This is a genomic window from Halomonas sp. Cn5-12 (assembly GCF_021532545.1).
Lineage (GTDB): Bacteria > Pseudomonadota > Gammaproteobacteria > Pseudomonadales > Halomonadaceae > Vreelandella > Vreelandella aquamarina.
In genome coordinates, this window is record NZ_JAKGAY010000038.1 from 21,912 (window position 1) to 32,362 (window position 10,451).

Sequence of the window (10,451 nt, forward strand, 5' to 3'; positions counted from 1 at the left end):
GGTGAAAGCGTGAGTGACTATGTTGCAGCAAAGTGTTGCGATTGGCCCCATGGGGTTTAGTCTGCATCAATTGATGATTGGATTTGCCTTTTTACTGGCCCTGCTAGCGGGTGCGCTTATTGGCCAGCGGCATCGCGTGGCGGTCAGCGATACGTTATTTACCCTGCTATTTGTGGCGCTGGTGGCCGCACGCCTCGTCTTTGTTGTGCGTTACTGGAGCGACTATGACAGCATGCTATCGCGCTTAGATATTCGCGATGGCGGCTTCGATATACTCGGTGGTATAGTGGCGGGCCTTAGCTACGCTGGATGGGCAATATGGCGCTCACCGCGCCAACGAGTACCGCTTGCCGGGGCGCTTTTGGTAGGCGGTTTAGCCTGGGGCTTGACAGCTGGCAGTACGCTACTGATCGAACAGCAGGCACGCCCACTGCCCACTACTCCGCTTGCTACGCTCAACGGCGAGCCTATTACCCTGCCCAAACTTGCTCAGCAGGAGCAAAAGCCCATGGTAGTTAACCTATGGGCAAGTTGGTGCCCGCCATGTATTCGTGAAATGCCGGTGTTTGAAGAGGCCCAGCAACAAGCGCAGGACATTACCTTTGTGTTCGTTAACCAAGGTGAAAGCCTTCAACACATTCATGCGTTTATGAGCGAACACGGCTTTGATTTGAAGAATGTATGGCAAGACCCGAGCAATGCCCTGGGTCAAACCACCGGAGCCCATGCCATGCCCACAACGCTTTACTACAACGCGGATGGACAGCTCGTGAGCACCCATTTTGGCGAGCTTTCCCGCGCCACTTTGCAAGATGGCCTTTCGCGTATTCGCTAATATATTTTGCCTCGCGGCACCCACACCAAGCCGTTTTCATAAGGATAGTGCTATGCAACGTGTTTTCTTACCCCATGTTGGCCGTTTCGCTTTACTTGCCGCGCTGGGTAGCGCAGCGGCAGCCAGCCATGCCGACGAGCTACCAGCCCCCGTGCAGGCGCTGGCCAACCAGGGCTTAACGATCCATGGGCAGTTTGATGCGCCGGGCGGAATGCGCGGCTTTGGGGCCAGCGTGCAAGGGCAAGATATGGCGATTTATTTAACACCTGATGGAGAACACGCCATTATTGGCACGCTGGTAGACAGCGAAGGCAGCGACATGACTGAGGCACAGCTTGACGAGCACGTACGGGCACCCTTAGAGGCCGAAACCTGGAAGCTGCTTGAAGAGAGCCGCTGGATTCAGGATGGCGACCCGGATGCCCCACGCGTCATCTACACCTTCACCGACGCCAACTGCCCTTACTGCCGTCAGCTGTGGCAACAAACACGCCCCTGGGTAGAGGCTGGTGAGGTTCAGCTACGCCATATTATGGTCGGTATTCTCGCCCCCAATAGCCCTGCGTTAGCCGCTACCATTCTCGGCGCTGACGACCCCTCCGCTGCCCTGCACCGTCACAGTGAAGGTGATGAGCTCTCCCCCAGCGCACAGCCACGGGATATCGAAGAGCAGGTATATGCCAACAACCAGCTCTTTGAAGAGCTAGGCCTCTACGCCACCCCCACCAGCGCTTTCCAACGTGAGGCTGAAGGCGGCACTGTGCGTATTGACCGAATCCAAGGCCTCCCCAGCCAAGAACGCCTCATTGAGATGATGGGTAGCGAAGCGCCTTAACAAAAGAAGTGGGAGGCCAATTTATTGGGCGACGGCGGCGAAAGCCGCCCTTAGCCTGCCGCAGCAGTGGTGCCTTCATCATCGCGAGCTGAAGCTCCCTCCCACACCTGACTGCTTGAAGGGTGAAGAGCCTGATGTGGGAGGCCAATTTATTGGGCGATGGCGGCGTCAGCCGCCCTTAGCCTGCCGCAGCAGTGGTGCCTTCATTATCGCGAGTTGAAGCTCTCTCCCACACCTGACTGCTTGAGGGGTGAAGAGCCTGATGTGGGAGGCCAATTTATTGGGCGACGGCGGCGTCAGCCGCCCTGAGCCTGCCGCAGCACTGGTGCCCTAACCGTCGCGAGCTGAAGCTCCCTCCCACACCTGACTGCTTGAGGGGTGAAGAGCCTGATGTGGGAGGCCAATTTATTGGGCGACGGCGGCGTCAGCCGCCCTGAGCCTGCCGCAGCAGTGGTGCCTTCATTATCGCGAGCTGAAGCTCCCTCCTACAGAAAATGCTACACAGCATGTGCTAAGTTAATTAAAAATTATAGGGAGCATATAATGAACAGGAGCCATCTGCTTCGCCAAGGGAGGCAATCAATCCCGAATGCTCACTACTTAGTCACTGCGACGACCCGCCATCGTCAGCAGGTTTTTACTAATTTTCATACTGCCTGTTGTGCATCCAGGCACTTTTACCACCCTCGCGTGAGCGAGCTGGCGACAACTTTTGCTTTTGTTGTTATGCCAGACCATATCCATTGGTTGCTTCAGCTAAACGGCGACCTTTCTGAGGCTGTGAGACGTTATAAGGCTTACGTATCGCTGAATATTGGCAGGCGTCTTTGGCAAGATGGCTTTCACGATCGAATGATTAAAGATGAAGCATCGCTAAAAGCAGCTGCTAGATATATCGTTGCCAATCCTCTAAGAGCCAATTTGGTCGAAGATATAGGAAAGTACAGCTATTGGGATGCTATTTGGCTATAAGTCACATCCTAGAATACAAGTGTAAACAACCAGCTGTTTGTCGATTAGAAAGCCTGATGTGGGAGGCCAATTTATTGGGCGACGGCGGCGTCAGCCGCCCTTAGCCTGCCGCAGCACTGGTGCTCTAATCGTCGCGAGCTGAAGCTCCCTCCCACACAGTCATTACCTACTCTTCAGATAATACTGGCCTTCAACAGAACAAAACCTTTGCACAGTAGAAGGTCAGTATTATTGGCCCAACCCAATAGCTAGAGAGATAAGATCACTTATCGAACAGCGGCATACTCGACAGTGGGAGGCCAATTCATTGGGCGACGGCGGCGTCAGCCGCCCTTAGCCTGCCGCAGCACTGGTGCTCTAATCGTCGCGAGCTGAAGCTCCCTCCCACACAGTCATTACCTACTCTTCAGATAATACTGGCCTTCAACAGAACAAAACCTTTGCACAGTAGAAGGTCAGTATTATTGGCCCAACCCAATAGCTCGAGAGGGAAGGTCACTTATCGAACAGCGGCATACTCGACAGTGGGAGGCCAATTCATTGGGCGACGGCGGTGTCAGCCGCCCTTAGCCTGCCGCAGCACTGAAGCCCTAATCATCGCGAGCTGAAGCTCCCTCCCACACAGTCATTACCTACTCTTCAGATAATACTGGCCTTCAACAGAACAAAACCTTTGCACAGCAGAAGCTCCGTATTATTGGCCCAAGCCAATAGCTAGAGAGATAAGATCACTGATCGAACAGCGGCAAACTCAACAGTGGGAGGCCAATTTATTGGGCGACGGCGGCGTCAGCCGCCCTTAGCCTGCCGCAGCACTGGTGCCCTGATCGTCGCGAGCTGAAGCTCCCTTATATGGACCCATCCCGTTGAGCAAGCAAGCCACGAGATGGACACGGATGAGGACTGCACGCTTATATCCGGCCTTTGATGATAGCGCTGCTATCTGGCCCTGATGGAATGCGCACTCTCTGCTCTTAATCTCCCACGCGGCCTCTCATTGGGCCTCCGAGCTTCACAGAGTGACAGAGAGTCGGTCTTACCTGTGTGCCATCAATTGCCTTACTCACGCAACCTCGGGTGTGCTTACTTCAAACAACAATATGACTTTTTTCTAAGGGCCTCGTCGAGGCAGCTGCCTCACTTTTCTATGCTTGATAAGAGCGTTGATGAGCGAGTATCGACCAGCAAATTCGCGCCATTTTGTTCGCCAAGGCCACAATCGCCTTGCGTTGGCCTACCCGTGCCGCCAACCGAATGATCCATTGCGCTAATCGGTCGGGGTGCTCTTGACGTTGAAACTGCCTCAACGCCGCTCTCGCCCCATGAACCAGTTGACGGCGGACCTCGCTATTGCCGCGTTTGGTAATGCTTTTCAAGATGTTCTTGCCGCCACTTGAGTACTGTCTTGGGACCAAGCCAATGGAGGCGCTAAATTGCCGTCCATTAGGGAAGCGCTTGGGATCCCCCATATGACTGAAGAGCAACGTGGCATTGACAGGGCCAATGCCTGGAACGCTCATCAATTGCTTCATGCTGGGAGTGGCCTGAACATACGCGCCGAGCCGTTTATCGTACTCGGCGATGCGCGTGTCGAGTGCTTGCCACTCGTCTAGGAGGTCATGCATGACGTCACACAAGGCGGTTCCCAACTGAGTGTGACGCTCGTCTAGTAATCGACGTATATCGCCTTGTCGGATGACACGGTGGCCTTGGGCCACAATGATGCCAAACTCATTTAACAGCCCGCGCAGCTCGTTGCCAACGGCCGTCCGAGCACGCACCAGGCGGCTGCGCACCCGGTGGAGTGCTTGTAGTGACTGCTGTTCCTGCGTTTTCACCGCCACGCGCCTTGTCGCTGGACGTGCTGCCGCCTCGGCAATACCGGCGGCATCACGCGCATCATTTTTATGGCCTTGAATAAACGGTTTGACGGCCTGCGGGGGAAGCAGGTGTGCCTCGTGACCCAGCTGCCGGATTTCACGTGCCCAATAGTGAGCGGAGCCACATGCTTCCATGGCCACGAGACAGGGCGGAAGGTTCCCGATCACGGTGCTTAACTGATCACGTTTAACCTTTTTGCTAAACACTTGATGGCCACGATTATCGACCGCATGAAGTTGGAAAACATGCTTGGCAAGATCAATACCCACAATGCTAATGTTGTTCATGGATGGATCCTCTTTCAAGATGCCGTCAGTGCCCTGCGCACGTTAGATGAAGTGCTTCTTCATCTTGGCACAGAAGGACGGGTCCATCCCATTTCCCACACAGTCATTACCTACTCCTCAGATAATACTGGCCTTCAACAGAACAAAACCTTTGCACAGTAGAAGCTCCGTATTATTGGCCCAACCCAATAGCTCGGGAGGGAAGGTCACTTATCGAACAGCGGCATACTCGACAGTGGGAGGCCAATTTATTGGGCGACGGCGGCGAAAGCCGCCCTTAGCCTGCCGCAGCAGTGGTGCCCTCATCATCGCGAGCTGAAGCTCCCTCCCACACCTGACTGCTTGAGGGGTGAAGAGCCTGATGTGGGAGGCCAATTTATTGGGCGACGGCGGCGAAAGCCGCCCTTAGCCTGCCGCAGCAGAGGTGCCCTAATCGTCGCGAGCTGAAGCTCACTTGGCTGCGCCCGGCTACGCGCCGCAGTAGCGCATGTAGCCTTGCCACCAGCTCATCTAAATCAAAGGGCTTCACTAGGTAATCATCGGCCCCGCTTTGCAGCCCACCCACTCTGTCGCGCACGGCATCCCTGGCAGTCAGCATGAGCACAGGTGTCGTCACGCCCTCATCGCGCCAGGATTGCAGCAGCGCCAAGCCATCGCCATCGGGTAGTCCACGATCAAGAATCACCACGTCGCTGGCGACACTTTGCATCGCCTGACGCGCAGCCTGCACCGAGGTAACGTGCTCCACAACGAAGTGGTACATCATCAGCCCAGAACGAATACCCGAGGCCACCAGTGGATCATCTTCTATGAGTAGGACGTGCATAGCGGTTTCCTTGTGATGGAAGCAGCATGACAAACGTGCATTAACCGAACGTTAAGCCCTTTGGCCAAACCCTTGCACCAGATCAAAAAAAGCGCCCTTACCAGGGAAAGTAAGGGCGTCATCGTGAACGGAGTTGCTCACTTAGCGAGCGATACGCTGGGCAATAAACCAGCCCAGCACCATCGCCGCCAACAGTGCAAGCAGCGGCAGCGTTAGCCCACCAATGGAGGCAATGGCAGGCCCAGGGCAGTAGCCGGAAAGCCCCCACCCCACCCCAAACAGCGCCGCTCCGCCTAGCAGCTTGGCATCAAGTTCTTGCTTGGTCGGCAGTTGAAATTTGGTGCTAAACAGCGGCGTGCCGCGGGCGAAGACTAAACGGTAGCCCACAAAGGTGGTGCCTACGGCGGCCCCGAGTACAAACATCAACGTGGGATCCCAGGCACCGGCAATATCTAAAAAGCCGAGTACCCGCGCAGGGTCGGTCATGCCGGAAATCGCGAGCCCCAAACCAAACAGCAGGCCAGCGAGGTATCCCGCTGCGGTTTTGACGGCCGGTGTGCTCATACCCCACCTCCGATGACATGCCGTACCACATAGACCGTCGCGATGGCCGCGACCAGGAAGGTTCCAGTAGCCGCCATAGACCGGGGCGCTAACCGCGCCAAGCCACATACGCCATGGCCGCTGGTGCAGCCACTGCCAAGCCCCGTGCCTATCCCCACCAGCAGGCCTGCTAACAACATAAGCGGCACACCGCCTGCAGGTTCACCAATCACCGCACTGGGCACGCCTGCCACGTTCCCCAGCCCACCCCCAACGGCCATGACGAGCAGCGGGCCACTAATTAGCCCCGCTAAAAACGCTACCCGCCAAGCACTGTCTCCTTTAGGCCGCTGAGTAATTAAACCGCCAATGATACCGCTGATACCGGCAATGCGGCCTAGTGCGCCCATCAGCCACACTGCTGAAAGTCCAATCAGCACACCGCCCACTAGCCCGTGCAGGCTCGCTATCCAGTCCACATCTAGCTCCTTATGTTACCCAACGCTCGTTGCCTAACGCTTGGTTTTACAGGTGGATATACCCATGAGCGAATACACCGGGCAGAAATTGAATAGCCCCGTTGCCAACGGCGCGACCCCTATCCACCCCCATACACCAATCGTGCCCATCAAGGTCAGCACGATTAACACTAAACCCACCGCCGCTTAAAACCTGTTAATTGGTACTTTTAGGTATACCTGACCGTTATCTTCGGCGGGCGGCAGCTCGCCGGCCCGCATATTGACCTGTACCGAAGGAATAATCAGACGTGGCATTCCCAGCGTGGCATCCCGTTCGGTACGCATTTTGACGAACTCTTCCTCGCTAATGCCGTCGTGCACATGGACGTTGGCCTGGCGCTGTTCGGCAACGGTGGTTTCATGCTGATAGGTGTCTCGCCCCGGCGCTTTGTAGTCGTGGCATAAGAACAGCCGCGTTTGCTCGGGCAAAGACAGTACTTTCTGAATAGAGTGGTAGAGCGTGCGAGCATCGCCGCCAGGAAAATCGCAGCGCGCGGTGCCGTAATCCGGCATAAACAGGGTATCGCCCACAAAGGCGGCATCACCGATCACATAGGTCAAACAGGCAGGTGTATGTCCAGGCGTATGCAGTACACGCCCCTCTAACGAGCCAATCGTGAAGGTATCGCCTTCATTGAATAACGCATCAAACTGGCTGCCATCTCGGGCAAACTCGGTGCCCGCATTAAACGCTTTACCAAAAATCTCCTGCACCTCGACGATATGAGCACCAATGCCCGTTTTGCCTCCCAACTGCTCATGCAGATACGGCGCAGCGGAGAGGTGGTCGGCGTGGACATGGGTTTCCAATATCCAAGCCACTTCCAGCCGCTTTTCACGGACAAACGCTATAATTTGATTAGCTGAACGAATATCAGTGCGCCCTGCCGCGTAATCAAAGTCCAGAACAGAGTCGATAATGGCGCACGCGCTGCTATCGGGGTCTTGCACCACATAGCTGAACGTATTGGTTGGTTCATCAAAGAAGTGGGTAACGATAGGGCGCTGCATTCTGGAGCCTCCTGGGGATGGACTGCTAACAGTGGATCTATACAGCGAGTGTAGCGCAACAAAAATTATATGTTTATATCATTTTTGAATTTAAAGGGTATCATAGATCAGACATTTTTTATTAATTAGCCTAAGGTATAAAAAATTCTGGCCGATAGAGATCAGGGTTTAATTACTAATTGGAATTTTTTAACAAGGACATCATGAAACGTTTGACAACGACGCAGAAGCTTTGGGGCACACTTGGCATCATTTGGATAGCGATGCTGCTATTAGTAGGCTGGTTGGCGTGGGAAAACCGCCAAACGCTTGAAAACGAGCGTCGCGCCAGTATTGAGCACATTGTAAAAAGCGTTCATGGGCAGCTTGAGGCCTTACAAAAACGTGCTGAGCTTGGTGAACTGACAGAAGCGGAAGCACAGCAGCGGGCCATTGATAATATTGCCAGCGTACGCTTTGGCGACGGCGAATATGTCTTTGCTTTTGATAATAATCTCGACATTGTGTCTCACCCCAATCGCCCCCGAGGCGAAGATATGAGCAGCTATCAAGACGCTAGCGGTACACGCTTATACGCTGCGTTTCTTAACGTTGCTCAGGCTGGGGGCGGTCATGTGGACTACTTCTCACGCCGTATTACCGGTGACGGCCAAGTGCCGAAGGTTAGCTATGTCGCGCATCTACCGGAATGGGGATGGTCGGTGGCGGCGGGAGTTTACGTGGATGACATCAACGCTGCCTTTATCTCCGGGCTAATCCGCTCAGCGATTGTTTTGTTAGTGATTGGTATACCGGTGACTCTGTTGATGGGCTGGGTTATTCGTGATGTTGCTCGTCGATTAGGTGGCGACCCACGCTATGCGGCCTCCGTGGTGCGCCATATCGCCGATGGGGATTTGACCCAAGTCGCGTCCCTTTCAACTAACGATCAGCAAAGTTTGCTTTATGATATTAACCGCATGCGCGAGACCCTAGCCGACACCATTAGCGACATACACCACGGTGCCGACCAAGTGAATAACGGGGTAGAGCAAATTGTGGGCGTGAACGAAGAGCTCTCTACCCGCACTGAAGAGCAGGCAGCATCGCTTGCCGAAACAGCTTCCAGCATGGAGCAACTGACGGCGACAGTAAAACAGAATGCCGAGCATGCCGATCACGCCCGCACACTAGCCACTAAAACTGCTGAGAGCGCCCAACGTGGTAGCGATGCCATGGCATCGGTGATTACTACGATGGCTACTATCAACGAAAGCGCTACCCAAATGAGCAGCATCGTGAACACCATTGATGCCATCGCCTTCCAGACCAATATTCTGGCGCTAAATGCCTCGGTGGAAGCTGCCCGTGCCGGGGAGCAAGGCCGTGGATTTGCCGTCGTCGCCAACGAAGTGCGCCAGCTGGCAAGCCGTTCTGCTTCTGCCGCGCAAGAGATCAAGGGGCTGATTGAAAATGCGGACGCCCAAGTTGTAGAAGGCAGCCGCCAAGTGAGCAATACCGGCAAGGTGATTACAGGCGTCGTTGAAGATATTCAACAGTTGAGTGCTCTGGTCCAAGAAATCTCCGCCGCTACCATTGAGCAGAGCAGCGGTATCGAGCAGGTCAATCAGGCAGTTACTCAAATGGATCAAATGACTCAGCAAAACGCGGGGCTGGTACAGCAGAGTAACCATGCTACCCAGCAGCTAGCACAGCTGAGCACCCAGCTTCGCCACTTGGTGACTAACTTTAAGTTAAATAAAGAAGCGCACCAGCCTGCTATTGCCGCGCCAGCGGCTCACTCCTCCTTCAGCGACTTTTAATAGGCATTGCCCCCGCCCAATTAGGCGGGGGCTTGCTTACCTTACCAAACAGCGCGTAAAGCATCGCCCAGTCGGGCGGTGATACAAGCGCGCACCGCGTAGCGGTGCCAAATTGACTTCGCCTCATTACCCTGATATTTATACAGCATGACAAAGCGTGCCTACAAAGAACGGTTCTACCCCACCTCCGAACAGGCTGAGCTGCTGGCGCAGTCGTTCGGGTGTGCCCGTTTTGTCTGGAATAATACCCTGGCCTATCGCACCGAGGCGTATCAGCAGCGCGGTGAATCGGTCTCGCACTCATCGGCGGAAAAGCGACTGGTGGGCTTAAAGGCGGAGTTTCCGTGGTTGCGGGATGTTTCCAGCGTGATCCTGCAGCAAACGCTCCGCGACCAGAAAGCCGCCTTCGACAACTTCTTCAACCCAAAGCTCAAGGCGCGCTACCCACGTTTCAAGCGCAAGGATTGCCGGCAGTCGATCCGGCTGACCAAGGCCGCGTTCCGCTATCGGGATGGTGAGATCACTATCGCAAAAGCGAAGACGCGGTTACCCATCCGATGGAGCCGGTCACTACCCTCTGCACCCTCTACCATCACGATTTCACGCGATCGTGCTGGACGCTACTTCATCAGTTGTCTGTGTGATTTCGTGCCAAAAGCGCTTCCGGTCACGCGCAAAACGGTCGGCATTGACCTCGGCTTGAGCGATTTGTTCATTACCAGTGACGGCGCAAAATCGGGCAATCCGCGTCACCTGAAACGCTACGAGGCGAAGCTGGCCTGCTTGCAGCGCCGGTTGGCGAAAAAACAGACAGGTTCAAACAACCGCAACAAACACCGTTGGAAAGTGGCACGGCTACATGCCAAGATCGCCGACTGTCGCCGTGACGCTACCCACAAAGCGACCCGCGCACTCATTAACGAAAACCAAGTCCTGTG

General features: G+C 55.0%; 10 protein-coding genes and 1 pseudogene. 5 read left to right on the forward strand and 6 right to left on the reverse strand.

Annotation, left to right across the window (positions count from 1 at the left end; genetic code table 11):
* Positions 1-19: 19 nt before the first annotated feature.
* The 3 genes from L1249_RS15445 (at position 20) to L1249_RS15455 (ending at position 2,642) form a co-directional block, all read left to right on the forward strand.
* The gene (locus L1249_RS15445) at positions 20-835 is read left to right on the forward strand and encodes a TlpA disulfide reductase family protein (RefSeq protein ID WP_044630385.1); all 816 of its coding nucleotides are present in this window, start codon (positions 20-22) and stop codon (positions 833-835) included.
* Positions 836-887: 52 nt separating this feature from the next.
* On the forward strand, positions 888-1,670 hold the full coding sequence (gene dsbG, locus L1249_RS15450; RefSeq protein ID WP_044630386.1) for a thiol:disulfide interchange protein DsbG: 783 nt from the start codon (positions 888-890) through the stop codon (positions 1,668-1,670).
* Between the two features lie 390 nt (positions 1,671-2,060).
* Positions 2,061-2,642, forward strand: a complete 582-nt coding sequence (locus L1249_RS15455; protein ID WP_228169123.1) for an REP-associated tyrosine transposase — start codon at positions 2,061-2,063, stop codon at positions 2,640-2,642.
* Between the two features lie 1,145 nt (positions 2,643-3,787).
* On the opposite strand, the gene L1249_RS15460 is transcribed toward L1249_RS15455, so the two are convergent.
* The 6 genes and pseudogenes from L1249_RS15460 to L1249_RS15485 all read right to left on the reverse strand — a co-directional run bounded on the left by L1249_RS15460 (position 3,788) and on the right by L1249_RS15485 (position 7,711).
* Positions 3,788-4,810, reverse strand: a complete 1,023-nt coding sequence (locus L1249_RS15460; protein ID WP_044630514.1) for an IS110 family transposase — start codon at positions 4,808-4,810, stop codon at positions 3,788-3,790.
* A gap of 454 nt (positions 4,811-5,264) precedes the next feature.
* Positions 5,265-5,636 (reverse strand): annotated as a pseudogene (locus L1249_RS15465) (response regulator); the annotation flags it as partial.
* A 141-nt stretch (positions 5,637-5,777) separates the two neighbouring features.
* A complete protein-coding gene (locus L1249_RS15470; RefSeq protein ID WP_228169101.1) occupies positions 5,778-6,200 on the reverse strand; it encodes a DUF6691 family protein in 423 nt (140 codons plus the stop codon).
* Complete coding sequence (locus tag L1249_RS15475; RefSeq protein WP_044630670.1) at positions 6,197-6,658, reverse strand: YeeE/YedE family protein; 462 nt, start codon at positions 6,656-6,658, stop codon at positions 6,197-6,199. The genes L1249_RS15470 and L1249_RS15475 overlap by 4 nt, the downstream gene beginning before the upstream one ends.
* 33 nt (positions 6,659-6,691) lie before the next feature.
* Complete coding sequence (locus tag L1249_RS15480) at positions 6,692-6,808, reverse strand: YgaP family membrane protein (RefSeq protein WP_083602200.1); 117 nt, start codon at positions 6,806-6,808, stop codon at positions 6,692-6,694.
* A gap of 36 nt (positions 6,809-6,844) precedes the next feature.
* A complete protein-coding gene (locus L1249_RS15485; RefSeq protein WP_235253717.1) occupies positions 6,845-7,711 on the reverse strand; it encodes an MBL fold metallo-hydrolase in 867 nt (288 codons plus the stop codon).
* Between the two features lie 203 nt (positions 7,712-7,914).
* Between L1249_RS15485 and L1249_RS15490 the strand changes: the two genes are divergently transcribed.
* Together L1249_RS15490 and L1249_RS15495 are read left to right on the forward strand one after the other, a co-directional pair.
* Positions 7,915-9,513, forward strand: coding sequence for a methyl-accepting chemotaxis protein (locus tag L1249_RS15490; RefSeq protein WP_172416319.1), 1,599 nt, complete (start codon positions 7,915-7,917; stop codon positions 9,511-9,513).
* A 147-nt stretch (positions 9,514-9,660) separates the two neighbouring features.
* Positions 9,661-10,451 (forward strand): RNA-guided endonuclease InsQ/TnpB family protein (locus L1249_RS15495; protein WP_235253719.1); only part of this gene is annotated, 791 nt, incomplete at its 3' end.